Raw genomic sequence first — 24,497 nt, 5'->3', positions numbered from 1 at the left:
GCCGTACTCTAGGAAAATGATTCCATACATTTTCAATAGAGTACGGCTTATTTTCGAAGAAGCGGTTTTGGGACCACCGTTTATTCTGAGTTAGGTATACTAAGAGGTTGGGGATTTATTATTGTTCCAAACCAATTTTACTCTAAAAGAAAAGGATATTTAAGGAGGGATAGTGATAGAAGGCTTGAGTCATCTGACATTCATTGTGAAGGATATAGAAAAAGCCGCTCGGTTTTTCCAAGAACTATTTGATGCAAAAGAGGTTTATTCAAGCGGCGAGCAGACTTTTTCAGTTTCCAAGGAAAAATTTTTTCTAATTGGTGAGCTATGGATAGCAGTTATGGAAGGTGAGAGCTTACCAACGAGGACGTACAATCATGTTGCTTTTAAAATTGAGCAGGATGATCTAGATGACTATATCCGAAAAATCGAGGCGTTAGGCTTAGATTTTAAAGATGGTCGGAGTAGAGTTGAAGGAGAAGGCAGTTCTATTTATTTTTACGATTATGATAACCACCTATTTGAGCTGCATACGGGAACACTTGAGGAGAGACTAGGACGTTATCAGCAATAGACAGATTGCATGGCTTCTCTCCTCATGTTACAATATGAAAATAAGAAAAAGATAAGGTGGTGAATAAGCGTGATGGTCGTTATGTCAAAAATAACATATAGAGTATTTGATTTTCTTGGATTTATTTATTTTTGCTATAACATTATTTCCAATTTTTTCTATCAAGGGACAAGTGTGTTCAAAAATAGAAAAATAATCAAATAAACAGACCATTCAGACTTATTCATGCGAATTCGATTAATGAATTAAATAACGTAGTAGGTCATGGGTATTTCTTTCCTGTGGCTTTTTTTATATCATTATAAGATACATTTCCAAGGTTCTGAATGGCAGAAAAGAGGAAAACAATGTTGATTCAATTACAGGGAGTAGAAAAAAATTACAGCACGTATCCATTATTTGAAAACTTAAATATAAAGATTGAAAAGGGGGAACGGATTGGAATTGTAGGAGCAAACGGCTCTGGAAAAACGACAATTCTGAAAATGATTGCGGGGATTGAAGGAATAGACAAAGGAACAATCAGTATTCAAAAGAATACAACAGTCGGGTATTTGGCTCAGGTCCCAGAAGCAATTGAGCAGACGGTTAGGGAATATCTGCTAGCTTCATTTGAAGAAGTCAATGGACTTCAGAAGCAGCTCAAGTATTTGGAAGAGCAGATGGCTAATCCTCAGGCAGATTTTGACCGGCTTTTGCTGCGCTATGGTCGTTATCAGGAAGAGTTTGAGGGAATTGGCGGGTATGATATTGAAAACCGGCTGGAAATGATTACAAATGGATTATCAGTTGCCCATTTATTGAATTCCCGCTTTAATGAGCTTAGCGGCGGCGAGCAGACTATTGTTAATCTAGCCAGAATTCTATTGCAGCAGCAGGAAGTCATGCTGTTGGATGAACCTACCAATCATCTGGATGTCCAGCGTATCAATTGGCTTGAAGGGTACCTTATTCATGAAAAAGCGACCTGCCTGATTGTTTCTCATGACCGGCAGTTTTTGAATACAGTTGTAGAAAAAATAGTTGAGATAGAAGATGGTGCTGGTTGGGAATATAAAGGAAATTATTCCGCATATAAGCAGCAGAAAGAAGAACGTCTGGAAAAACTGCGAAGAGATTTTGCAGAACAGCAGAAGGAAATTCAAAAAATGAAGCTGGCAATCAGAAGATTTAGACAATGGGGGCATGAGGGCGATAATGAAAAGTTCTTTAAAAAAGCAAAGCAGCTGGAACATCGTCTGGAAAAAATGCAAAAAGTACCAAAGCCTAAAGTAGATAGTCAAAATCTAGGAAGCGGTATTTTTCAAAAAGCAGATCGTTCTGGAAAGGAAGTTCTTATTGTTAAGGATATCGCCAAAAGCTATGATTCCCGTACTTTATTTGGTCACAGTAGTTTTACCTTGTTCTGGCAGGAGTGTACAGCCATCATCGGGGGAAATGGTGCCGGAAAGACAACTTTAATGAAGCTGATTCTGGGAGTGGAAGAACTAAGTGATGGAGAACTTCGTTTGGGAAGTAATGTGAAAATCGGCTACCTTCCTCAGGTGATTCAGTATGAACAGCCTCAGCGAACGATTTTACAGGAATTTATGTATGAATGCTCTTTAGGTGAACAGGAAAGCCGCAGAATTCTAGCTGGCTATTCCTTTTATAAAGAAGATGTGCTGACGCAGCTCAGGTTTCTCAGCGGCGGAGAAAAAATTCGGCTGGAGCTGGCAAAGCTGATGCAGCAGCAGATTAACTTTTTATTACTCGATGAGCCTACCAATCATTTGGATATAGAGACAAGGGAAGAAGTCGAGGAGATTCTAAGTGATTTTAAAGGTACTTTGCTGGCCGTTTCACACGACCGTTTCTTCCTGGAAAAAATGTTTCAGCATTTTCTAGTAATCGATCACCAGAACATTACTAAAGAGACTGGAAACTATGCAGAAATCATGAATCAAGAAAAGTAATGAGAAGTAATCGTAGAACTAAAACAGCAGAAGCAGACAAGCAGTTCATTGAGAACAGCTGTCTGGCTGCTGTTATTTTTATTGGAATCATAAATACGAAGTTTTTATAGATAATGACAGTATCATTCAGCATAGCTTTTAAATGTAGTCCGAAAAGCTAATGACTTGTTACATCTTCGCCAAACCATTTTTTTGAGATTTTTTCCAGCTGACCGTTTTTCTGTAGTGTTTCAAAAGCATCATTAATTTTATCTGCTAGTTCAGGGTCTGTTTTGCGGATACCCACGGCAAAGGTCTCTCCTTCAAATGCCCCAGTCACGATAGAGTAGTTAGAAAGATTATCCTCATGAGAGAGGTAGTAATTGGCATACACTCGATCAATCAGCAGCCCGTCAATTCTACCTGATTTTAAATCCATAAAGGCTTCATTAAAACCGTCATACAAAACAGGTGTCTGATCTTTAACAAAATTTTTCAGAATTTCCGGCTGTTCTTCAAAGCTGTGGTAGCCAGATGAACCGTTTTGAACACCAAGGATTTTCTCTTTCATATCGGAAAATTGATTAATCTTGTTCTTTTTTAATGAAACGACAACCTGTTCATTTTTCATATAATCGTTGCTAAAAAGGACTTTTTCTTCCCGTTCAGCTGTTTTGGAATAGCCGTTCCAGATAAGGTCGATAGTTTGATTTTGCAGTTCATTTTCTTTCATTGACCAGTCAATCGGCTGGAAGTCAATTTTTATGCCGTATAAATCAAAAACAGCTTTTGCTAAATCTACATCGAAGCCAATAATTTCACCTGATTTGTTTTGGAAACCCATTGGAACAAAAGAGTCATCCAGACCAATGATAATGCGTTTTTCTGTTTCAATTCGCTGCCACTGATCAGCGTTGCTTCTTTTTCTACTGCAGCCGGTAAAAAATAAAGTCAGGAGCAGAACGATTGGAATAAATAAGAAAAAAGTTTTTTTCATAAAAATGTTCCTTTCTATTGAACCGGAGCAACCGTTAATAATTGATCAGCGATATTCTCCGCAAAGTGCATGTCATGAGTAACAACAATCTGAGTGATTCCTTCTTCTTTTAAGCCTAAAATAACTGCTTCTACCTGCTGCCGTAATTCCGGGTCTAGTGCACTTGTTGGTTCATCATAGCCTAGAACCTTTGGCTTCATAGCTAATGCACGAGCTAAAGCTACCCGCTGCTTTTGCCCGCCGGAAAGTTGATAAGGATAGAGTGTTTCTTTTCCGGAAAGACCTAGCCGGTCAAGCAGTTCCAACGCTTCGTTAATGCTTTCCTGTTTGGATTGTTTTAGGGAGAGAACAGGCGCTAAGGTAACGTTGTCAAGAACAGAGAGATGAGGAAATAGTTGGAAATCCTGAAAAACAATTCCTACTACTTGGTCAGCATTATCCATCATAACAGGATCAAAAACTGCTCCATCTATTCTAAGCTCACCAGCGTCAATTGTTTCTAGCCCGGCAAGGCACCGTAGTAAAGTAGTTTTACCGCCGCCGGAAGGACCAACAATGGTTAATATTTCTCCGTCAGGGATATCCATAGATAGCTGGTCGATAATCGTTCGACCGTCGAATTGTTTGGTTAAATTTTTTATTGTCAACATGTCTGTACCTCCTCGATTATCTATAATACTGATAGTATTTTTCGATTTTTTTAGATGCAAGTGTTAGAAGTGCTGTAAATAGTAGATAGATAATTCCCACTAATGCCAGCGGTAAAATTGTCACGTCTCTGCTCATCGCAATTTTTCCGGCTCTTAGAAGATCCCCTAAACCCAAGACATAAATCAACGAAGTATCTTTAACAAGATTAATTACCTCGTTGCCAATTGAAGGCAGAACAATTTTTACTACCTGGGGCAAAATGATTTTCTGAATCGTCTGCAGTTTGGTTAACCGCAGTACCTTTGCGGCTTCGTATTGACCTTGGGGAATAGATTGAATGCCACCACGGAAAATCTCGGCAAAGTAGGCTGCATAGTTTAAAATGAAAGCAAAAAGAGCAGCATCATAACGTTCAAAAACGATGCCTACTAAAGGCAAGCCATAAAAAACAAAAATCAGCTGCAGCAGTAAAGGTGTTCCCCGCATTAACCAGACATACGTATTGATTAAATAGGTTAGCGGTTTGAAGCGTGTTTGTAATCCAAAAGCAACGACAATCCCTAAAGGAATTGATCCTAATAAAGTAAAGATAAAAACTTTCATCGTCATTGCTGCCCCGCTTAATAAAGCAGGTAAAATTTCCCATACATATTCCATCTTACTTCCTCCAATAGCTATCTATATAAATTTCCAATCTTTAGTGTCATCTATATAGATGTTCTGATTTTTTGCTGAGTGTTCAGCTGATTTATAAAAAAAGCCCTCTCGGCGTTAGCCAAGAGGGCGAAGATTCGCGGTTCCACCTCAATTCACTACTGACTTTCGAACAGTAATCTTGTGAACATTCAGATTTTTCTGAATGTTTCCTCAGTAACGGTGAGCGTTCCGCAGCTTCCTACTATATTTGTTCAGAAACTGACTTTTTCAGATGTGTTCATTACCGGACTTCAGCTGCCTCTTTCAGCAAATAAGGCATTCTCTGGACAGAAGTAATCGGGAACTACTTGTTCTGTGCATTAGTTTTTATTGTATTTTAATGACTTGGCAGCAATAGCATAACGTACTGCCTGCTGCAATATTGAAAATAAAAAAGTCCTTTGGCAATAAATGCCAAAGGACGAAATATCGTGGTTCCACCTTTGTTCACTGTACTCTCACAAGTAACAGTCTTAAAAAGTCAATGTATGACTTTATGCTGTAACGGGCTTACCCGAATCTGCCTACTTCCTTCAGCAAATCAACTCCCAGATGTGGTTCACTTTGTATTGTGTCTTTTTCCACCAGCCAAAGACTCTCTGTTTCAATCAGCAAAGCTACTCTTCTGTTCTCTGTTTTTTTATAACTTTATCACCCGTCTTCCTTTCTGTCAACTAAAAAAATAAATGTTTGTAAGCATATAAGTTAAGCAATCAATTTTTTTCAGGTAAAATAAAGAGAAGAAAACAAAATAACAGCTGGTATTTTGTGAGCTGTTGAACGAATGGTTTCAAAGGGGGAAAGAGGATGAAAAAATTTAGTTTACTGGCAGCAGCAGCGGTTCTGATTTTGAGTTCATGCAGTACGGGTCAGCAAAGCAGTAGTAATTCTACTGAAGAGAAAAATGAAGCAGAACAGGTAATCAATGTGGCTTCCGGAGGTGAGCTGTCAACATTGGACAGTGCGCAGTATACAGATGTTTATAGCTCAGATATGATTGGTCAGGTGTCTGAAGGGCTGTACCGATTGAATAAAAACCAAGATCCGGAATTGGCAATGGCAGCAGCAGAGCCCACAGTCAGTGAGGATGGTCAGGTTTACACTTTTAAATTAAGAGAAGCAAAATGGTCAAATGGGGATCCTGTTGTGGCAGGTGATTTTGTGTTTGCTTTCAAAAATGTTGTTGACCCCGCTTACGGATCAAGCAGCAGCAATCAGATGGATATATTTAAAAACGGCAGGAAAATTCGTGAAGGAAAGGCTTCCTTGGATGATTTTGGTGTGAAGGCTTTAGATGATCAAACCTTAGAGCTGACATTGGAGTATCCAGCACCTTATCTAGCTCAAGCTTTGGTGGGTACACCTTTTATGCCGAAAAATGAAAAATTTGCCAACGATAAGGGGACAGCTTACGGTACTTCTTCTGATGATTTTGTAGGGAATGGTCCTTTTCTGATTTCCGGTTGGGATGGAACGACTGAGAGCTGGACATTATCTAAAAATCCTGATTATTGGGATCAAAAAAATGTAAAGCTAGATACTATCAACGTGCAGGTTGTAAAAGAAATTTCTACTGGAGCAAATCTTTTTGATAATGGGGATTTAGATTATACCGGGCTGGCTGATACGTATGCACTTCAATACAAGGATTCGCCACAAGCCTATTTTGTTCCTAAGGCATTAGTGGGTTATTTAAGCCCTAATCATAAACGTGAAGTAACTGGAAATGTTCATGCTCGTAAGGCAATTTTGCAGGCGATTGACAAAGAAGCATTTACGACCGATATTTTAGGAGATGGCTCGACAGCGCTAAACGGATTTGTTCCTAAGGATTTTGCGAAAAATCCTGAAACTGGAGAAGACTTCCGCAAAGAAAATGGTGATTTTTTAGCCTATGATTTAGAAGCAGCTAAAAAAGAATGGGCGCTGGCAAAGCAGGAGCTTGGAAAAGAAGAAATCGAACTAGAATTGTTATCTGCTGATTCTGCTATTGCCAAAAAGACGATTGAGTTTGTTCAAGGACAGCTGCAGCAAAATCTTTCTGGACTGAAAATTGTTCTTAAATCAGTTCCCCTGCAGAACCGACTTGATTTGCAGACGGATAGTAATTTTGATTTGGTTTTTGGTACATGGACGCCAGATTATGCTGATCCAATTAACTTTTTGGAATTTTACGACTCTAAAAGCGGCTTAAATACAGCTGGATATGATAATCCAAAATATGATGCTGGGTTGAACGATGCTCGAATTACTTTAGCCAATGAGCCGGAGAAGCGTTGGAAAGAACTGCTGGATTTAGAGAAAATTCTTATAGAGCAAGATACCGCAGTTTTACCGTTGTATCAGGGAGCGATTGGTTATTTAAAATCTGATCGATTAAAAGAGCTTCAGGTATTTTCATTTGGACGGACGATTTCTTACCGGACTGCTTATGTAGAAGAATAAGAGCAACGGAACACCATAAATAATTAATACATTTAAATACGATAATCACTGGATTTTCTGATTTCCAAGAAAATCCAGTGATTATTTTACCTATTAACAAAATAGCATGTGCATATACCAGAATGGTATGGGGACGAAAATGAAGATGATTGTGGAGAGCAATCATCGCCAAATGTTGTCCCATCAATGCAGCTTGACATAGAAAAATAAGCTGTCTGAAAGCAATTTCGGTTTTCAGACAGCTTATTTATTGTTCTATTTCTTAATGTTCTGAAATTTCGGTTGGCAACAGGATGGTTTCTCTTTTTCCATCATCAAATGCAAACACTCGATCTGGATAATCAGGAGAGTAGTTGTAGGCTAAATCTACAGCCATTTCTACATCACTGAACTCCTGAGAGAAACGCAGAGTAATTTTTCCGTTGTTGTTGACTAAATCAAAGGTCAGCATATTTGTTAACGGAATAACTCCTTTTAAATTCAAGTCTATAATCAGCCAGATACTGTCAATCAATTCTCCTGGAAGACTGGAAACAACACCAAAGGAAGCATAGCGGCTGCGGCTTCTGTCAAATGATTCAAACATAAGAATCCCTCCTCGTTTCACTTACTCTATAAATCCTGCTAAAAATTTCCCATTATGAATGCTGGCGCTGCTATACAGAAACACATGATAGAAAAATAAGCCCATAAAGAAAAAGCTGGATAGTTTCTAAATATCTGTATGGTTGTTTGAGTTAAATGACAACTTTTCCAACAACGATGTTTGTGCTAGAGACTGGATAAATGGAAATAAAACTATCTTACATTTTTAATAGGATTTACATAGTAGTATACAGCAAACAATAATAACTTTCCTTTTTTCTGTCTTGAACCAGAGAATTTTCTCTAAGATAAGAGATTAAGATTTTTCTTTTCTTGATTTTTTATAGACAAATAAGCTGAGAATCAGAAGGAATACTAGACCGATAATCAAGGAAAACTGAGCGCTTATTTCTCCAGTAGTTGGAAGCAAGCCGCTAGAAGCTTGTTTTTTCTGTTCTGATTCAATTTCTTTAACAGCAAGTTTCTCTGTGTTAATCGTCTGTTTCTCGTCATTTGAGTCAGTGTGTTCTGCGAACAGCTGCTCTTTTTTTGTGCTTTCTCCTGTATAGTAATATTCGAAACAAACATACTTAGCTGCTGGATTAAGTGTATTTGCAGGAATGTTGAACACGGCTTTATCCGTTCCAGAAGAAGCTTCGATCGTGACCACGTCTTTATTTTCAATGACGATTTTTGGCTCTTTTCCACTGACAATTTCTAGAAGCTGAGTAACTCGAGTGTAAGTGCCGGGAAGAAAGTTTTCATAGGTAATCCAATCCTCCAAATGATTGTCGACGGTTGCATCAATGGTTTTGCCCCCTTCGCTGGTGAGCAGTTCAGTACCTACAAGAGGTAATTCATTTGCATAGACTGTCTGGCTGGTGCTTTTTGGGTCCGTATGACTAGCAAAAAGATATTCTGCATCAGTATTTTTTTCAGTATAGTAATACTCAAAGCAGACATAACTGTCTCCTGGTAAAAATGTATCAGCTGGAATGATTAGTTCTGCTGTATCTTGACCGTTTGCTTCATCTATCTGAACCTCACTTACCTGCTCGTAAATAATTTGACTGGCATTTTGTGTATCATCAAGCTTAATCAGTTGAGTAACTCGAGTATACTCACCAGGGATGAAGTACTGATAGTCGATAAAATCGATAAGTATATTTTCTTTGCGGCTATCAATAAGCTTTTCACCATCGATGCTAGCCATCACAGTCCCTACAATCGGCAAGCTATTTGTATAAACTGTCTGATCTGCGTCTGTAGCGTCTGTGTGTTGTGCAAATAGATTCTTCTCCTCCATCTCTGAGCCTGTATAGTAATATTCAAAACAGACATACTTACTATTGGCTTTAAACGTATCAGCTGGAATGATTAAACGAGCTGAATCTATCCCGTCCGACTGAGAAATAAGAATAGAATCTGCCTGTTGGAAGACGACTTCGCCGGCTTCATTTTGTTCGTTAAGCTTAAGAAGCTTTGTTAGCCGGGTGTAAGGACCGGGGGGGAAGTTCTTATACTGAATCTGGTCTTCAAGGATTTGTTCCTTACGGCTGTCGATTTCTTTACCACCATCAATTGTGGCTAAAATAGTTCCTACGGATGGATTAGCCAAGACATTGATTTTCAAAGAAACAGTTGTCGGTACAGCACTGCCGCCAGTGGTTACCGACTGGGCGTTGTTTTTTACGTAAAAGTACTGGCTGCCGGAATAATACCCTTCTTTTGAGAAATGAATGGTTTCACTTTTAGAGACAGCACTTGGGGTGACCGTGACAGAGTTTCCATCATGACTGATGCTGAAAGATGGTGTACTGCTAAGTGTAAATCCGGCTAACAGGTTCTCATCATCTGTGATTGTTAATGATTCACCAACCTTTACAGTGTATTCTTTTTGGTGGATAGCTGGCTTTTTTTGGTAATTTGCAATGTTTTGATAGATTGTTTTTTTATAGTCAGCGTAATTACTCAGATTAAGGTCCTGCAGCTGATAGCCCATTGCTTCCCAAATAGCAAAGTTAGTCGCAACTTTGAACTCCACAGAGTCTGTTTCTTTTGCACCGAAGTTCACAATTAGATTAACTTCTTCTTTTTGCTCGGGAGTCATTCCAGCGAATTCTGTCTGCTGAGTAAATCCTGCTCCGGGCTGAAAAACGACCCCTGGTTCTACACAATAAGCTAATTTTCCATCAATATGATAGATTTCAAGATAGGAACCCCAGCCGTACCAAGAGCTGCCTTGAGATTCATGTGTTACATGCCACGTATAAGGGTACATCTCACTGGCAGTTCCGGAGGCTTTTCCGCCTTTTCTGGAAAAAGGGATATCAATAGTCTCGCCGAATTCAGTCGTCACTTGTAGGCCGAAACCAGGATCGGCGGCTGCATAGTCGCCGTAGCGCTGTTCAGCCAGTTCAATGATTTCCTGACGCGTTAGACCTTGAAGGTTAAAACCGTTTATTTCTGCTCTATTCTTCTGGATAACTTGAAGATGAGGCACTAGAGAATCAAGTGCGGGGAGTGCTGTTGAGGAGGGGGGATTAGCTGTTAGAGGAGTATCAAGAGAGAAATTTTCTTTTTCAATATAGGTATTCTCTTCTGTTTGCTGGACTTCTGATGGAGTGAGTGCTTGAGCAAGCACAGGGCTTTGGAACAGTGAGAAAAGCAGCGTGGAACAGACGGCTGCCTTTTTCAGCTGTGCCAACCACCCCTTTCTAAGGCTTGGGAATTTTGTCATTTATTTTCTCCTTTCAAGTTATAAGGTAATCAGTGCTTTGAAAAGTTTTTTTAGCATTGATTCATTTTACGAAGCGTGAAGGCAAGTTAAGTATGGTGATTAATCAGGAAAATTTAAACTGTTGCTTTCCTCCTTTCTATGAACTCTTAATTTGCCTTTCAAGAATAAATTCGTAAAAAAAACTGAAATGAATTAACTTAAAAATAAAAAAATCTGCGAGCCGCATGGCTCACAGATTGCTTAGGAGACTATTCTATTCTTCTTCACCGATAACTTCGGGTTCAGCCGGTGCTGCCGGTACTTCATCTTCCGCTGTTTCAGATTGTGCTTCAGTGACGCTGACAACCTGTTCTTCACCATCTGTGACAATCGTAAAGGCATCATTTTTAGGAAGGTCAGCCACAGTTAAGGCATCTCCGATGGCTAGCTTGCTAATATCAACTTCAACTTTTTCAGGTAGATTTTCTGGTGTTGCTGATACTAGGACAGTGTATAAGTTTTGAGTAAGTACACCACCAATTTTAACACCTTCCGCTTCTCCGACTAAAGAGATTTCAGCTTCTACTTCAGTTTCTTCTTTCATATTTACAGCCAGAAACTCAATGTGTTTGATTTGACCAGTGAAAGTATCCAGTTGCGTTTTATATATTAACGTATTGATTTTTTTCCCTTCAAGGGATAGCGCAATTACTGTGTTCGCAGCAGTGTCGCGTAAAATTTTGGCTAATTCTTTTCCGTCGACTGTAATAGGCGTACTTTCGATTTCATAGCCGTAAACAACTGCTGGGATTTTACCTGAGTGACGTAGCTCATTTCTAAGTGAACGGGGACGGACGGCTCTTTCTGTAACTTCTAATGATACTGACATAACCTAAATTCCTCCTTCAATAGTGAGTGAATTTAATTGGTTAAACAAAAATACAACATAAAAATTTCAAGGAAAACAGAAAGAGGATAATTACAACAGAATTATCCCCTGAAATATGACTATAATACTTTTCTCTTCCAGGTCATTACGCTGTTTTTGAGAAACCGCTGATTCACTTTACTCTTTAACCTTAACGTGCTTTTGACTTTAAGTCAAGGAAAGCGATATTTTCTGTTTGTAACTTAACCAATTTTATGTATAATTAATGATTATTGAATGAGTAGATTGAGGAAAATACGATGCGTTTAGATAAGCTGTTGGAGAGAGAAAAGATAGGTTCGAAAAAGGCTGTTAAACGACTGCTTCTAAGGAAGGCAGTGACAGTAGATGGAAAGCCGGCAGAAAGTGAAGGGATGAATGTTGATCCGGTCATTCAGGAGATAAAAATTTTTGAGAAGACATTGAAAACAACTGGTCATTCTTACTTTATGATGAACAAGCCGAAGGGGGCTGTGACAGCGGTTAAGGACGCTAAGCATACTACCGTACTGGACCTTCTGGCAGATAGGGACAAAAATGAAAAACTCTATCCAGTGGGAAGACTGGATAGAGACACCGAAGGACTACTTTTGATTACGGATAATGGGCCACTAGGTTATCAGCTGATTCATCCCAGTAAAAAAGTTGTTAAACGTTACGAGGTAATAGTAAACGAACCTCTAAGCATAGAAGACTGCCGCCAATTTGCGGAAGGTATCACTTTTACTGGTGGACAACAATGTCAGCCTGCGGAACTGCATATTCTTTCCAGTTCCTCTAAGCAAAGCCTGGCATATCTTGATATTCAGGAGGGCAAGTTTCATCAAGTTAAAAAAATGTTTTTGTCTGTTGGCAAAAAGGTGATCTATCTGAAACGTCTAAGTATGGGGAGCTTATTTTTAGATTCGAAGCTGAAACCAGGTGAGTATCGGCGATTAGAGCCTGAAGAATTGAAGCTGCTAATGTTATACTTCAAGAAATAACTATAGAAATGAGTGGGGAAATGAATTATAAGACATTGCTTTTTGATGTAGATGATACTTTATTGGATTTTAAAGCTGCTGAAAAGAAGGCTTTATACACATTGTTTTCAGAGGAAAAACTAGTTTTGACTAACGAAATTCGACAGAAATATGATCGGATTAACCGTCAACTATGGGAGGATTTTGAACGGGGCAAAGTAAAAAAAGAAACGATTAGTGAAACCCGTTTTGGTTTACTATTTGAAGAGTTGGGAAGAAAAGCTGACGGGAAAGAACTAGGCGCCCGCTATATGAATCATTTAAGTAACGGTCATGATTTATTGGGAGACAGCAAGCAGATACTGGAACAGCTGCATGCAGATTATGACTTATATGTAGTAACAAACGGCATTGCTTCAACTCAGTATAAAAGGTTGACGGATTCAAAGCTGCTGCCTCTTTTTAAAGATATTTTTGTTTCGGAAGAGGTAGGCTATCAGAAACCAATGAAGGAATATTTTGATTATGTCTTTGAGCGTATCCCAAATTTTGAGCAGGAAAAGACCATGATTATCGGAGACTCTTTGAATTCAGATATCGCCGGGGGAAATCAGGCCAATATTGAAACAGTTTGGCTAAACCCTGCAAAAGTAACTAAACAAACTGAAACAAAAATTCAGCCGTCTTATGAAATCAGCCGGCTGGATGAGCTGTTCACCATATTAGGCTGAGAAATGAAGCAGTAAATAGCTCTTTTACCGTTATAAACATAACGGTAAAAGGGCTATTTACTTATTTCTTATAGGTCAAGACTTAAGCGCACCATATCTTTAAGCTGTAGGTTGTTTTCTATGATAGGTTTATCATAATGACGTATAAAGAAATCTTTATCAATTCCTGTCATACGGAATCCGCATTTTTGATATAAGTAGAGCTGATTCAAGCTAGTGCTTCCAGTTCCGATTTCTATTGTTTTATAGCCGTGCTTTTTAGCAGTTGTAAAAGCATGGGTAATCAACTGCTGTGCATAGCCCTGTTTTCGATATAGTTCATTAACTGCAAGATTGACAATTTCAAGTGTGTCTGGTCTTGTTGGCAGTAAAACGATGATGCCGATAAGACAATCCGCATCAGAAATAGTATAGACCTGCCCCCGCTTTGTATAATCATCAACTAGTTTTTTTGAAGGATCAGCTTCCAAAAGCAACTGGTAGTGCTGTTTAGTCAACTCTTTAGTTAAGTGGATAATCATAGTTTTTTCCTCCTGAAAATAATTAAATTCCTTAACAAGTATGAATTCTGATGATTGCACAGGATATTTGTGTGCCGATTTTTCCTCTAAAAGTTCTTGGGTAATAAGGAAATGCTTGCTTATCGCAATCATTCTTATTTTCGTACGCCTACCATTCTACTAGAGGTTCCTGCACAAGTAGAACTGGCAGCTAGCTCATAGTAAGGAAATGCTTGCTTATCGCAATCATTCTTATTTTCGTACGCCTACCATTCTACTAAAGGTTCCTGCACAAGTAGAACTGGCAGCTAAAAATTCTTCATGCATAGAGACTTTAACGTTATTTACGTAATTGATTCTAAAAAAAATGAATTTTCAGTAGCATTCTTCTGTCTTTTTATTATAATAGAAAGGAGTGATAATGGCTATTTGCTGAATAAAGAAAGAGGTTTAACTGCATGAAAAACAAGCAACCGATAATCATTGGGGTTACAGGTGGATCCGGCAGCGGAAAAACGAGTGTTAGCCGGGCGATTTTTAACCATTTTCCGAATCATTCAATTATGATGCTGGAACAAGATTCTTACTATAAAGACCAAAGTAATTTGAGTTTTGAGGAAAGATTAACTACAAACTATGACCATCCCTTTGCTTTTGACACAGATTTACTGATTGATCATTTAAAACAATTACTGAGCTATGAAAAAATTGAAAAACCAGTATACGATTATGTAGCGCATACCAGAAGTTCTGATATTATTATTCAGGAACCAAAGGAAGTAATTATTCTTGAAGGAATTTTGATTCTGGAAGATCCAAGACTTCGCGAGCTGATGGATATCAAACTGTATGTTGATACAGATGATGATATTCGAATTATTCGCCGTATCAAAAGAGATATGGAAGAGCGGGGACGGACACTGGATTCAGTGATCGAACAGTATTTGACAGTGGTTAAGCCTATGTACCATCAATTTATTGAACCAACAAAGCGTTACGCGGATGTTATTGTGCCCGAAGGCGGAGAAAATCATGTAGCGATAGATTTGATTACAACAAAAGTTAAAAGTATCCTCGGCTGATTTTAAGTTGAATTGCCAGGAAGAATATGAAAAACCGAAAGCTACTAGAAGGCTTTCGGTTTTTTACTGTATATATTTTTTTCTAACTATGCGCTTCTGTATGCAGCTGATGAATAACTGCTAGAGACTTAAGAAATTCTTTTTTTAAAACAGACCATTTCTCATATTTTTGCATGGAAAAAATATAATCATCTAATCGGTCATCTTTTACGATGCTAAAAGAAAAGTGTTTATCATGAATACAGACAAAATCGAATTTGAAAGTTTCGGTTTCACTGTCGTATCTATAATGACATTCCTTAATATAATCCAGTGCCTTGGCCTTTTTTGAAAGAATGGCACATCTTTCTAGTAAATAAGTGAGCTCAGAATTGTTAAATGGTCGATTAGGTGAAACTTTAACCGAATAAATATTCATCTAGTACTCCTTCTATTGAATTTGGTAATTCCAACATATTTCATCCCTTGAGTAAATTCAGATAGTTTCCATTAAATAAAATCAATCGATAACCTTGTTTGGGCTTCCACAAAACGGGCTTATTTACGTTAGCTAATTCAAAAAGCCAACTGTATTTCTGTACGTTGGCTAGCTCATTAATCTTCAGTGGAAATGAATGTGGATTTTTCTGCTGTTCAGCGTAAGAGCTTTGGTTGAGTTAAATGGACAAGCTAACCCAAGAAAAGAATTCTAAACGGTTGAAGCAGTGTCTGTTCTTAGTTTCGTATATAAAATCCTTAATGGGAATCACAAGAGAAAAAATAACTAGTACTACAAATATTATCTTATCATATGTAATAACAATATTCTAATAATCTGATGAATCATCTTGAAAAAACCAAAAATACGTTAAAATAATCAGAAAGATTTTTATTTTAAGAAATAAACAGGTTTTTTTGATAAATTGTCGTATATTCTGCTATCGATTATCAATTTTTTGCATTTTTTTGGAAATTCTTGAAAAACATTTCTGTACGAATCATGTTATAATTTGTAAAAAAGGTTTTTCTTGGAAAGAGGGAGATAAGAAAGATGATTCGAAGGGGAGAAATATTTTACGCAAATCTTTCACCAGTAGTGGGTTCTGAACAGGGAGGAATTCGCCCTGTTTTAATTATTCAAAATAATAAAGGAAATTTGTTCAGCCCAACACTGATTGTAGCACCCATTACTAGAAATATTAGAAAAAAGATGCAGCCAACCCAGGTCAAGGTTAACATTCCACACGAGGAAGAGATGACCCCTTCTCTGATTTTGCTGGAGCAGATTCGAACGCTGGATAAAGGGCGGATTCTGCAGAAAATTTGTAAACTTCATGAAGGTGATATGGAAAAAGTAAATCAGGCGCTGAAAGTAAGCATTGGCATCCGATAGACCATTTTGGTAGATACATAGAAAACGATTGAATGACTAAGGACATGTCTGAAAACTACGGTGAAACCCGAAAGTTTTAGATGTTTACCTTTTATTTGTAATCAAATTTGAAACAAGATTTATTCGATTTTAGGGCAGAAGGCATACTATTGTCTCAGCCCTTATTTTTATTTAGTCAAGATTTGAGTTTTCTTTATTTTCAGTGTAGTGTAAACATAATAATAAAGGAGGCGGCAGCATGAAACAGATTCGTTATGGTATTTTGAGTACAGCACAAATCGTACCAAGGTTTGTACAGGGAATTAGGGAAAGTGCAGCTGGAGAGGCTGTTGCGATTGCAGCAAGAGAGCTCAGCAGAGCTCAGCAACTGGCTGAGAAACTGCAGATACCGAAAGCTTACGGCAGCTATGAAGCGCTATGTCAGGATGAAGAAGTCGATATTGTTTATATTGCAACCTATAATAAAGGGCATTATGCTGCAGCTAAACTAGCGCTGGAAAATAAAAAAAATGTGCTATTGGAGAAACCTTTCACATTAACCTTAGCTGAGGCAGAGGAACTGTTCTTGCTGGCAAAGCAGCAGAACTGTTTTTTGATGGAGGCACAAAAAGCAGTATTTTTACCGGTGACAGCAATGGTAAGAGACATTATTCAGCAAGAAAAAATAGGCAAAATCAAGTATATACGTTCAGTCACTGCCTATCCTAATATCGACCATCTGCCTTGGTTCCATTCTCTGGAAGCGGGTGGAGGAGCCCTTCATGGTTCCGGCAGTTATCCGTTAGAATACATACAGTATGTACTAAATGCGACGCCTGAAAGCTATTCAGGACAAGCTTCTATAGTACCTGGGAAAACAGATGACCGTTTCGAGCTAGCCGTAACCTTTCCCAACCAGATACTAGCTAGTATTTTTATTACAGTGGAATTGGATTTACCTAATGAACTGGTCATCTATGGTGAAAAGGGACGTATTGAGATTCCGAATTTCTGGAAATCTGCCGAAGGAGTAGTTCGGTATGAGGATGGCTCAGAGGAATACTTAACAAGTGAATTTGACAGCGAGTTCTCCTTTGAAGTTGACCATGTGAATGAGTGTCTTGAAAAAGGGCTGAAAGAAAGCCCGATAATGACTGAAAAAATAACAAAAGAAACAGTTAGTCTTGTAGAAAGTATGTATAGACAATGGTTTAAAGACGGAGATTTAGACGAAGAAAAGTTGAAATAAAAAATAAATTATGTTAGACTTTAGGACATGCGACGAGTTGACTTAACCAGACAATCTTGATTGTTCCGATTTATCGGCTGGTGGTTAGTTGAAACAGAGGCACGGATGTTCACTCATCACTACCGGATTGTAGGTGTCGGATGGAATTTTTGTGGAGAAAATCCATCTATCTGTATGTTAATATGGGTACTGTAGAAAAAAAGAAGATATTTTATCTTCTTTTTTTTGTACTTAAAATAAGGGCACCTAACCAGAAATGGAGGTAAGTGCAACCTTTTACAATCCGATATTTTTTTAAGGGATTGCACTTAATTATATGAAAAAAGACTTGACTGTACAGCGTTTTCAAAATGAATACGAAGGATTTAAGTGGAAAGCAGGTCTGGTTTCTTTTGCCGTTACAAAAAACATTTGGATAAAGTTGCACTTACAAAAGTGCAACTTTTTTGTGTTGTTCCCTAAAGGAAATCAAGCTATAGTTGCAGATGTAAGGAGAAGGAATGAAGGTGAGTAAGGAATGTCACTGCACTTATCAAAACGAGAAATCAATATTTTACTAATGCTTTTGGACTTGGAAGACAGTATTACAACAAAGGAGCTAGCTGAAGCTTTCAATGTGAGTGTTCGCACAATCAAGTATGATTTAGACAATGTCCGTGAATGGTTTCAGGAAAGAAGCATTAGTCTTCAGTCACGAAGAAACAAAGGAATTTGGCTGGAGCTTCCTGATTCAGAACGACTGACATTAAAAAATGAGGTTTTAGAGGTTGATCGGTTTGAAACCTATCCGGATCAAGAGCTGCGAATGAATCACTTAATCTTTCGCATGGTTCTGACGAAAGATTATCTAACATCGCAAGAGCTGGCAGACGAACTTCAAGTTAGTCGAAATACAGTTCTAAAGGATTTAGATCGTTTGGAAGAATTCATTGAAGGTTATGACTTGGAGCTTGAGCGGCAGAGCCGTCTAGGTTTTTCTATTCAGGGAGAAGAGAATAAGGTTCGGCTGTTAATGGAATACATCAGTCAAAAAGAAATTACTGAATATGATATCTATCAAATTATGAGCCGCTTTGTTCAGTCAGGTAATCAAAAACGATTGATTGATGTCCGTATAGGAGCAAATACAATTTTCCAGGAAATCTATCAGGTGGCGCTGAATGAGATGACCAAACTGTTGGATCCATCTTTGTTCGATCAGTTCAACTATGCTGAGATCCTTTCAATTACCCTAAGAGTAGCAATTGCTGCATCAAGAATGCAGCTGAATCATACAATGAATGGGTACAAAATACTGGCGAATCAGGAAGAGCTGAAGGACAAGCAGGAACTGCCGTTTTTACTGATGAGTAATGTGTTCGAGCATTACGAGCTGCCTCTGCTGGCTGATGAATATCTCTATATCTATAGCGATGTATTTATAGCGGGAAATCATCAGGATGTAGCACAGCTGACTGAAAAGTTAATCAAGGATGTTTCTGAAGAAATTAATTTTCCGTTTTATAGGGATAGGCAGCTATTCACTAATTTATTTGCCCATCTATCCTTGCGTCTGACAAAAAAACATTTGTTCATCAATGAATACAATCCCTTTGTCGATGATATTAAGGCGAAGTATCCACAGTTGTTTACAGCAATAACACATGCCAGCAGCAGGGATATTAAAAATACGGCGCTTTTCATTAACGATTCATTTATTGCGTATATTGCGTTGCACTTTCTTGTAGCATATGAGAAAACTCAGCATGAGATTAATGTTGTAAGAATCGTTTATGTGTGTTCAACCGGCTTGGGAGTGACCAGTCTGATTGAGCAGAAAATATTGGAGGAGGTATCCAATGTTGAAATTGCTGGTTTTGCTTCTGTATTAAATGCAGCAGAAATCATCGAAGAAAAAAATCCTGATTTGGTTTTAAGTATTTTTCCCATTGAGGTTGCTAACCGGCCGTTTATCAAGGTCAATCCGTTGCCTTCAGAAGGTGATATACAGCAAATTCAGGAAGAGGTCAATAAGATTCTGACCAGTGTTCGAGAAGGGAGTATTCCTAGACTGATTCCAAGGCAGCCCTTAAAAGAAAATAGGGGGCTGGAAGCAGAAAGCCGGGATATTCTGATGCGGGCGTACATCATCTATGAAGAGTTGCTGAAAGCTTTTAACGAAAAGCTGAATGAAGAATATAAAGAAGCTTTTCTACTTCACGTGATGTTGATGGTCCATCGAATCATTTTTGATGGTCAATATGAAAATGAAGGGAACATCGTAAAAGAAACCCTGATGGCTCAACAGCAATTAGTCGAGCAAATTGAGCAGATATTCGCTAAAAGTAACCTAACAGTTAATCAGGCGGAAATCACAGCTTTATTGAATTACATCAGAGAGGAGTGAAGAGATGAAATTAACAGACGATGCAGAAAAAATTGTGAATGAATCTGAGTATAAACAGGAGCTGGAAGAGTCAATAAGAAAAACAGAAGAATTATTGGAAGCAGCTTCAGTTGTTCCAACTGAACTACAGTGGACGATTTTGATTAATCATGTAAATGAGATGATTAAACGTTCAAAAGCAAATGAAAAAATGACTGGTGTTGACCCGGCAATGTTTGAAGAGGTGTCGAAAGAAGCTCTGTCAATTGCCGGAGCACTTGTTGAACATATCGGTAATTTACCAGTGGATGAAATGTATGTTTTATCTATACACTTTGAAGCTGCTAAACAAAATATAGCTGAATAAAAATAATTTAAATTTGGGAGGAATAAACATGATAACAGTAGTAATCGCAGATCGCTTAGGTAAAGGTCAAAATGTCGCAAAGGGTGTTGAAGCAGCAGGCGGACGTGCAGTTGTTGTTCCAGGAATGGGCGCTGATATGCGTTTAGGCGATATTATGCAGCAGGAAAATGCCGACATGGGCATCTCATTTTGTGGAAGCGGTGGTGCAGGGGCCTTAACCGCTGCCAATAAATACGGCTACCCGGAACGTCACGGCATGCGCTCAATCGAAGAGGGGATCACCGCTATTAATGATGGTAAAACTGTACTGGGCTTTGGATTTATGGACCAGGAAGAGCTTGGGAAGCGTTTGACAGAAGCTTTTGTCAAAAAACATGGTGAATAATCATTGTTAAAAAAGCGATTCTGTTTTTTTGAAAATAGGTCAAGAGTTAGAAGTTATAAGCAAGATTAATCAGCAAACGATAAAAGAAGACAACAGCCATAAAGAGAAACAGGGCTGTTGTAGACAAAAATTAATAGGAGAACCATCATTCTAGCAGGATGTACCTGCGTAGAGATGCTGGCTAACGGACCACCAAAGAAGACAACAGCAGAAAAGAGAAACGGGGCTGTTGTAGACAAAAATTAATAGGAGGACCATCATTCTAGCAGGATGTACCTGCGTAGAGATGCTGGCTACCGGACCACCAAAGAAGACAACAGCCATAAAGAGAAGCAGGGCTGTTGTGGACAAAAATTAATAGGAGGAAGAACAGTGAGCGCAACGGAAAAAACTACTCAAATCGTGAAGGTCTCAGGTAAAGGGGAGAATAAAGCGGCAGCATTTGCCAGTGCTTTAAGTGATGTATCGAAAAAAATCTTAAAAGAGTCAACAGATGTCTTGGTACGAATTGAGCCCATTGATATTGATATCCTTTCTGCGGTAGAGAAGAATTATACAGAACGCTTTCTGTTCTTCTTCTTTCCAAGAAAACGAACAAGTTATGAAGTGGAGTTAAATGTGGAAGTGGAAATCAGCAAAATAGCTATGGCGGATGTTCCCTTCCAAATAGTTGATGGAACAGATCCTAATGGGGTGGCTGTACCGTTTACAACGAAGAAAATTTAAAAGAGGGTAAGGAGGAAAAAGCAAGTGGACTTAATAGTTATTCTATTTAAATCAGTTATTATTGGCGGACTACTTGGCTTTGCAGCAGGTGCTGGAGCAGCAAGAATGTTCCATGCGCCGCAAACACAGGGGTTAGGAGCGTTTAGAACATTAGGAGAGATGAATGCCGCAGAGGGAGACCCAGCTTCTCATTTTTCATTTGGTTTGGGATTTTTCTTCAATGCATGGGCTTCAGCAGTTGGCGCTGGAGCGTTCACACAGGATGTGACGCACCGAATCGTACCAAACTGGGCAGCAGCAGCATTGCTAATTAAAAATAAAGATGTGACACAAACTGTTCATGATCCCAAGAAAATGGGGATTGCTGGAGCTATTGCTGGAATCATCACCGTTGCTTTTCTGAACAGCACAGCAGCGGCAATTCCGGAATCACTGCAGGTTACAGCAGTAGCTGTACTTGTTCCGGCAGCAACTATTTTGATTAATACAGTTATGCCGGTGTTGTTCTGGCTGGCGGCTTTGGATGCTGGCAAGCGCACAGGCTTTTGGGGTACATTATTTGGCGGACTGTCTCAATTAGTAATGAGCAATGCAGTTCCAGGTGTTGTTTTGGGGATTCTAATCGGTAAAGGCGTTGATGAACTAGGTTGGACTCGTATGACTAAAGGAATGATGGCAGCGATTATTTTACTCTTTGTATTCAGTGGCTTCTTCCGTGGTTTTGACCTGCAGATGATTGAAAGCTTCAGACTGGACATTCCAAACTGGTTAAATGATCTGCATAATGTATTCACTGTGAAATAATTAGATATCCGTATAAATCATGTGAAAGTTTTTGTTATATGAGAAGTTGTCACTTCTGTGTATGATGGACGTTTAACAGTCAGTTTCACTAGCTTTAAAATGAAACGGTACGGCAGATGATATCTTTTCTTTGCATGATTTATATAAGTAAGGAGGAAGAAAAAAATGAATGAACAAGAAAAAGCAGAATGGTCACAAGATGAAATAGAAATTCAGGCAGCTTTAAAAGCAAAAAGCTTTTGGTATGCTGACTGGTCATTTCCAATATTAGTTGGATTAATGGCTGCCGCTGTTTTTGCTGGAACTCATATGTATGTAGTACATGGTGTGGGAGCTTTTAACGAAGTATCCATTGTTGCAATGCTGAAGGCAGGGCTTGATGGTGGTTCATATGGTGCAGCTGCAGCTTTTGGAGCCAGCTTCCTGTTTGCCAGAATATTAGAAGGCTCTTTAGTCGGAATTCTGGATTTAGGTGGATCAATTTTAACTGGATTAGGTATTGGTGTACCTGCAATTCTGTTAAGTATGAACATCAAAGCACCTATTGAAAACTTTGCATTAGCTTTAATTACAGGTGCAGTTTTGGGCTTACTTGTCGGCGGTATCATTATCTTGATTCGTAAGTTTACAATTAATCAAGGTGGATCAACATTTGGTGCAGACGTAATGATGGGCGCTGGAAATGCATCAGGACGTTTCTTAGGACCGTTGATTATCTTAAGTGCAGCAGGTGCATCTATTCCTATCGGAATTGGTTCAACAATTGGTGCAATGATTTTCTATGCATGGAAAAAACCTATTGCTGGAGGCGCAATCCTTGGAGCCATGATTTTCGGCGCATTTTTCCCAGTTGAGTTGACTCAATAATTAGTGCAGAATTCTTCATTGAAACAGTAAAAACCGTTTACATTAAAAGAGTATCGTGTTATTATGGAAACGAAATAATTTTATAACATTATAATCTTTAGTAGCGGGGGGAACAAAATGAACGGATTTGTATTATGGATGGAACAACATTTAATGCCTGTAGCAAACAAATTTGGCTCACAACGACATATGGTTGCCATTAGAAAAGGGTTAATTGCGACAATGCCATTGACCATTGTGGGTTCATTTTTTACACTTTTTCAAAATATCCCGATTGATTCCTATATGGAGTTCATTGCACCTTATCAAGCTGTAATGGATATTCCATCAAGATATACGATGGGAATCTTGGCGTTATATGCAACATTTGGGATCGCCTCTTCTTTAGCTCAAAGCTATAAACTAGATACGCTAATGTGTGGGATTTTAGCGCTGGTAGCCTTTTTAGTAACAGCGGCACCTCCTACAAGGGTTTTTGAAGATGTTCCAGAGGTGATTAATGCAGGGCGTTATATTAATTTGGCGAATTTAGGCGCAGCTTCATTATTTGGCGCTATCGTGGCAGCACTTCTGACTGTAGAAATTTACCGATTCTTTGTTTCAAGAAACATTACGATTAAGATGCCTGATGGCGTTCCGCCTGAAGTATCCAATTCCTTTGTAGCTTTGATTCCGGGAACCGTTATCCTGTTATTGTTTTGGGGGCTACGTCATATCGTTGGGTTTGATTTGAACGGCTTCTTAAGTAATCTACTAATGCCGTTGAAAGGCGTATTGGCTGGAAATAGTTTGTTTGGCGGATTGCTGACAGTGTTCTTAATCTGTTTCTTCTGGGTATTGGGAATTCATGGTCCTGCTATCATGGGGCCGGTTATTCGTCCGTTTTGGGACATGTCGATTGCTGAAAATAACGAAGCGTTTATCAGTGGAGTTAGTGCTGACGCTTTACCAAATATATTCACTGAGCAATTCTTACAGTGGTTCATTTGGATTGGTGGTGCGGGTACAACTCTGGCACTTGTTATACTAATGATGTTTTCAAAATCGAAATATCTAAAAAGCTTAGGAAGACTATCTTTCCTTCCCGGAATCTTTAACATTAATGAACCTGTAATTTTTGGTACGCCGATTGTTATGAACCCAATCATTGGGATTCCATTTATTGTTGCGCCGCTTGTGACAACAACCTTGTCTTATTTCCTGACAATATCAAATGTGGTTCCTATGATGGCTGTGCGTTTAGCCTTTACCCTGCCGGCACCAATTGCTGCATGGCTGAGTACGGATTATAGTGTAATGGCAGGCATACTAGTATGTATCAACTTTGTGATTACACTGGCAATTTACTATCCGTTTTTCAAAATTTATGAAAAACAACAGCTTGATAAAGAGCTGGAAGCAGAAAAAGCATAAGAGTATTGACAAATACATGGGGGAGGGTGGAATGACACAGTTGTGTCGTTCGACCCTTTTCAATCCAAATAGATAAATTTTGCTAGAGAAACAAGACATAATAGAAGTATCTTTGCCTAAACTTTTGGGAAACAGCCCTTTCAGTTGGCTGAATGAAGTTTAATAA

At 38.7% G+C, this 24,497-nt stretch carries 24 protein-coding genes and 2 other annotated features; of the genes, 16 read left to right on the top strand and 8 right to left on the bottom strand.

The window, feature by feature from the left end; translation table 11 throughout:
• The first annotated feature begins 172 nt into the window (after window positions 1–172).
• The gene (fosX, locus tag ACYSNQ_RS02030; RefSeq protein WP_426081108.1) at window positions 173–574 is read left to right on the top strand and encodes a FosX/FosE/FosI family fosfomycin resistance hydrolase; all 402 of its coding nucleotides are present in this window, start codon (window positions 173–175) and stop codon (window positions 572–574) included.
• 347 nt (window positions 575–921) lie between these two features.
• Window positions 922–2,529: a ribosomal protection-like ABC-F family protein gene (gene abc-f / locus ACYSNQ_RS02025; RefSeq protein ID WP_426081107.1), complete on the top strand. Its 1,608-nt coding sequence runs from the start codon at window positions 922–924 to the stop codon at window positions 2,527–2,529.
• 157 nt (window positions 2,530–2,686) lie between these two features.
• Here the strand turns inward: abc-f and ACYSNQ_RS02020 are convergent, their stop codons facing one another.
• The 3 genes from ACYSNQ_RS02020 to ACYSNQ_RS02010 are packed head-to-tail and all read right to left on the bottom strand — an operon-like array spanning window position 2,687 to window position 4,813.
• Window positions 2,687–3,505, bottom strand: a complete 819-nt coding sequence (locus ACYSNQ_RS02020) for an amino acid ABC transporter substrate-binding protein (RefSeq protein WP_426081106.1) — start codon at window positions 3,503–3,505, stop codon at window positions 2,687–2,689.
• 14 nt (window positions 3,506–3,519) lie between these two features.
• Entirely contained in the window at window positions 3,520–4,155 is a 636-nt protein-coding gene (locus tag ACYSNQ_RS02015) for an amino acid ABC transporter ATP-binding protein (protein WP_426081105.1), read from the bottom strand.
• Between the two features lie 16 nt (window positions 4,156–4,171).
• Window positions 4,172–4,813: an amino acid ABC transporter permease gene (locus ACYSNQ_RS02010; protein WP_426081104.1), complete on the bottom strand. Its 642-nt coding sequence runs from the start codon at window positions 4,811–4,813 to the stop codon at window positions 4,172–4,174.
• A gap of 119 nt (window positions 4,814–4,932) precedes the next feature.
• Window positions 4,933–5,182: a binding site (T-box leader), on the bottom strand.
• Between the two features lie 84 nt (window positions 5,183–5,266).
• Window positions 5,267–5,494 (bottom strand) — a binding site (T-box leader).
• A 165-nt stretch (window positions 5,495–5,659) separates the two neighbouring features.
• Between ACYSNQ_RS02010 and ACYSNQ_RS02005 the strand changes: the two genes are divergently transcribed.
• The gene (locus ACYSNQ_RS02005; protein ID WP_426081103.1) at window positions 5,660–7,297 is read left to right on the top strand and encodes a peptide ABC transporter substrate-binding protein; all 1,638 of its coding nucleotides are present in this window, start codon (window positions 5,660–5,662) and stop codon (window positions 7,295–7,297) included.
• Window positions 7,298–7,559: 262 nt separating this feature from the next.
• Here ACYSNQ_RS02005 and ACYSNQ_RS02000 read toward each other — a convergent pair whose 3' ends face one another.
• From ACYSNQ_RS02000 to ACYSNQ_RS01990, 3 genes are all read right to left on the bottom strand, one after another.
• The gene (locus ACYSNQ_RS02000) at window positions 7,560–7,883 is read right to left on the bottom strand and encodes a DUF960 domain-containing protein (protein ID WP_426081102.1); all 324 of its coding nucleotides are present in this window, start codon (window positions 7,881–7,883) and stop codon (window positions 7,560–7,562) included.
• 315 nt (window positions 7,884–8,198) lie between these two features.
• Window positions 8,199–10,622: a VaFE repeat-containing surface-anchored protein gene (locus ACYSNQ_RS01995; RefSeq protein WP_426081100.1), complete on the bottom strand. Its 2,424-nt coding sequence runs from the start codon at window positions 10,620–10,622 to the stop codon at window positions 8,199–8,201.
• Window positions 10,623–10,875: 253 nt separating this feature from the next.
• Window positions 10,876–11,490: a 50S ribosomal protein L25/general stress protein Ctc gene (locus ACYSNQ_RS01990; protein WP_426081099.1), complete on the bottom strand. Its 615-nt coding sequence runs from the start codon at window positions 11,488–11,490 to the stop codon at window positions 10,876–10,878.
• Between the two features lie 299 nt (window positions 11,491–11,789).
• On the opposite strand from ACYSNQ_RS01990, the gene ACYSNQ_RS01985 reads away from it, so the two are divergent.
• Together ACYSNQ_RS01985 and ACYSNQ_RS01980 are read left to right on the top strand one after the other, a co-directional pair.
• A complete protein-coding gene (locus tag ACYSNQ_RS01985; protein ID WP_426081098.1) occupies window positions 11,790–12,512 on the top strand; it encodes a 16S rRNA pseudouridine(516) synthase in 723 nt (240 codons plus the stop codon).
• Between the two features lie 20 nt (window positions 12,513–12,532).
• Complete coding sequence (locus ACYSNQ_RS01980) at window positions 12,533–13,222, top strand: YjjG family noncanonical pyrimidine nucleotidase (RefSeq protein WP_426081097.1); 690 nt, start codon at window positions 12,533–12,535, stop codon at window positions 13,220–13,222.
• A 68-nt stretch (window positions 13,223–13,290) separates the two neighbouring features.
• On the opposite strand, the gene ACYSNQ_RS01975 is transcribed toward ACYSNQ_RS01980, so the two are convergent.
• Window positions 13,291–13,743: a GNAT family N-acetyltransferase gene (locus ACYSNQ_RS01975; RefSeq protein WP_426081096.1), complete on the bottom strand. Its 453-nt coding sequence runs from the start codon at window positions 13,741–13,743 to the stop codon at window positions 13,291–13,293.
• Between the two features lie 437 nt (window positions 13,744–14,180).
• Here ACYSNQ_RS01975 and udk point away from each other — a divergent pair, with 437 nt between their 5' ends.
• Window positions 14,181–14,804 (top strand): uridine kinase, encoded by a 624-nt coding sequence (udk, locus tag ACYSNQ_RS01970; protein WP_426081095.1) that lies wholly within the window; start codon window positions 14,181–14,183, stop codon window positions 14,802–14,804.
• Between the two features lie 82 nt (window positions 14,805–14,886).
• Here udk and ACYSNQ_RS01965 read toward each other — a convergent pair whose 3' ends face one another.
• Window positions 14,887–15,222, bottom strand: a complete 336-nt coding sequence (locus tag ACYSNQ_RS01965; protein WP_426081094.1) for a hypothetical protein — start codon at window positions 15,220–15,222, stop codon at window positions 14,887–14,889.
• Between the two features lie 612 nt (window positions 15,223–15,834).
• Between ACYSNQ_RS01965 and ACYSNQ_RS01960 the strand changes: the two genes are divergently transcribed.
• From ACYSNQ_RS01960 to ACYSNQ_RS01915, 10 genes are all read left to right on the top strand, one after another.
• A complete protein-coding gene (locus tag ACYSNQ_RS01960) occupies window positions 15,835–16,176 on the top strand; it encodes a type II toxin-antitoxin system PemK/MazF family toxin (protein WP_426081093.1) in 342 nt (113 codons plus the stop codon).
• A gap of 238 nt (window positions 16,177–16,414) precedes the next feature.
• Window positions 16,415–17,404 carry a Gfo/Idh/MocA family protein gene (locus ACYSNQ_RS01955; protein ID WP_426081091.1) on the top strand — a complete coding sequence of 330 codons (990 nt, stop codon included), beginning with the start codon at window positions 16,415–16,417 and terminating at the stop codon, window positions 17,402–17,404.
• 316 nt (window positions 17,405–17,720) lie between these two features.
• The gene (locus ACYSNQ_RS01950) at window positions 17,721–17,918 is read left to right on the top strand and encodes a hypothetical protein (RefSeq protein WP_426081090.1); all 198 of its coding nucleotides are present in this window, start codon (window positions 17,721–17,723) and stop codon (window positions 17,916–17,918) included.
• Window positions 17,919–17,921: 3 nt separating this feature from the next.
• Window positions 17,922–19,790 carry a BglG family transcription antiterminator gene (locus tag ACYSNQ_RS01945; protein ID WP_426081089.1) on the top strand — a complete coding sequence of 623 codons (1,869 nt, stop codon included), beginning with the start codon at window positions 17,922–17,924 and terminating at the stop codon, window positions 19,788–19,790.
• A gap of 4 nt (window positions 19,791–19,794) precedes the next feature.
• Window positions 19,795–20,136 (top strand): PRD domain-containing protein, encoded by a 342-nt coding sequence (locus ACYSNQ_RS01940; protein ID WP_426081088.1) that lies wholly within the window; start codon window positions 19,795–19,797, stop codon window positions 20,134–20,136.
• A gap of 28 nt (window positions 20,137–20,164) precedes the next feature.
• Window positions 20,165–20,521, top strand: a complete 357-nt coding sequence (locus ACYSNQ_RS01935) for a glycine-rich SFCGS family protein (RefSeq protein ID WP_426081087.1) — start codon at window positions 20,165–20,167, stop codon at window positions 20,519–20,521.
• Window positions 20,522–20,893: 372 nt separating this feature from the next.
• On the top strand, window positions 20,894–21,247 hold the full coding sequence (locus ACYSNQ_RS01930; RefSeq protein ID WP_426081086.1) for a DUF4312 family protein: 354 nt from the start codon (window positions 20,894–20,896) through the stop codon (window positions 21,245–21,247).
• A 24-nt stretch (window positions 21,248–21,271) separates the two neighbouring features.
• Entirely contained in the window at window positions 21,272–22,051 is a 780-nt protein-coding gene (locus ACYSNQ_RS01925) for a DUF4311 domain-containing protein (RefSeq protein WP_426081085.1), read from the top strand.
• A 165-nt stretch (window positions 22,052–22,216) separates the two neighbouring features.
• Window positions 22,217–22,918, top strand: a complete 702-nt coding sequence (locus ACYSNQ_RS01920) for a DUF4310 family protein (RefSeq protein WP_426081084.1) — start codon at window positions 22,217–22,219, stop codon at window positions 22,916–22,918.
• 117 nt (window positions 22,919–23,035) lie between these two features.
• On the top strand, window positions 23,036–24,331 hold the full coding sequence (locus ACYSNQ_RS01915) for a PTS sugar transporter subunit IIC (RefSeq protein ID WP_426081082.1): 1,296 nt from the start codon (window positions 23,036–23,038) through the stop codon (window positions 24,329–24,331).
• Window positions 24,332–24,497: the final 166 nt, after the last annotated feature.

The sequence above is a fragment of the Enterococcus sp. LJL51 genome (genome assembly GCF_054871795.1).
This window is presented reverse-complemented; position numbering and strand designations above follow the sequence as displayed.

Bases quoted from the DNA above. Each gene is read 5' to 3' on its own strand.
- abc-f (WP_426081107.1), top strand. From the start codon at position 922: ATGTTGATTCAATTACAGGGAGTAGAAAAAAATTACAGCACGTATCCA.
- ACYSNQ_RS02020 (WP_426081106.1), bottom strand. From the start codon at position 3,505: ATGAAAAAAACTTTTTTCTTATTTATTCCAATCGTTCTGCTCCTGACT.
- ACYSNQ_RS02015 (WP_426081105.1), bottom strand. From the start codon at position 4,155: ATGTTGACAATAAAAAATTTAACCAAACAATTCGACGGTCGAACGATT.
- ACYSNQ_RS02010 (WP_426081104.1), bottom strand. From the start codon at position 4,813: ATGGAATATGTATGGGAAATTTTACCTGCTTTATTAAGCGGGGCAGCA.
- ACYSNQ_RS02005 (WP_426081103.1), top strand. From the start codon at position 5,660: ATGAAAAAATTTAGTTTACTGGCAGCAGCAGCGGTTCTGATTTTGAGT.
- ACYSNQ_RS02000 (WP_426081102.1), bottom strand. From the start codon at position 7,883: ATGTTTGAATCATTTGACAGAAGCCGCAGCCGCTATGCTTCCTTTGGT.
- ACYSNQ_RS01995 (WP_426081100.1), bottom strand. From the start codon at position 10,622: ATGACAAAATTCCCAAGCCTTAGAAAGGGGTGGTTGGCACAGCTGAAA.
- ACYSNQ_RS01990 (WP_426081099.1), bottom strand. From the start codon at position 11,490: ATGTCAGTATCATTAGAAGTTACAGAAAGAGCCGTCCGTCCCCGTTCA.
- ACYSNQ_RS01985 (WP_426081098.1), top strand. From the start codon at position 11,790: ATGCGTTTAGATAAGCTGTTGGAGAGAGAAAAGATAGGTTCGAAAAAG.
- ACYSNQ_RS01980 (WP_426081097.1), top strand. From the start codon at position 12,533: ATGAATTATAAGACATTGCTTTTTGATGTAGATGATACTTTATTGGAT.
- ACYSNQ_RS01975 (WP_426081096.1), bottom strand. From the start codon at position 13,743: ATGATTATCCACTTAACTAAAGAGTTGACTAAACAGCACTACCAGTTG.
- udk (WP_426081095.1), top strand. From the start codon at position 14,181: ATGAAAAACAAGCAACCGATAATCATTGGGGTTACAGGTGGATCCGGC.
- ACYSNQ_RS01965 (WP_426081094.1), bottom strand. From the start codon at position 15,222: ATGAATATTTATTCGGTTAAAGTTTCACCTAATCGACCATTTAACAAT.
- ACYSNQ_RS01960 (WP_426081093.1), top strand. From the start codon at position 15,835: ATGATTCGAAGGGGAGAAATATTTTACGCAAATCTTTCACCAGTAGTG.
- ACYSNQ_RS01955 (WP_426081091.1), top strand. From the start codon at position 16,415: ATGAAACAGATTCGTTATGGTATTTTGAGTACAGCACAAATCGTACCA.
- ACYSNQ_RS01950 (WP_426081090.1), top strand. From the start codon at position 17,721: ATGAAAAAAGACTTGACTGTACAGCGTTTTCAAAATGAATACGAAGGA.
- ACYSNQ_RS01945 (WP_426081089.1), top strand. From the start codon at position 17,922: ATGTCACTGCACTTATCAAAACGAGAAATCAATATTTTACTAATGCTT.
- ACYSNQ_RS01940 (WP_426081088.1), top strand. From the start codon at position 19,795: ATGAAATTAACAGACGATGCAGAAAAAATTGTGAATGAATCTGAGTAT.
- ACYSNQ_RS01935 (WP_426081087.1), top strand. From the start codon at position 20,165: ATGATAACAGTAGTAATCGCAGATCGCTTAGGTAAAGGTCAAAATGTC.
- ACYSNQ_RS01920 (WP_426081084.1), top strand. From the start codon at position 22,217: ATGAATGAACAAGAAAAAGCAGAATGGTCACAAGATGAAATAGAAATT.
- ACYSNQ_RS01915 (WP_426081082.1), top strand. From the start codon at position 23,036: ATGAACGGATTTGTATTATGGATGGAACAACATTTAATGCCTGTAGCA.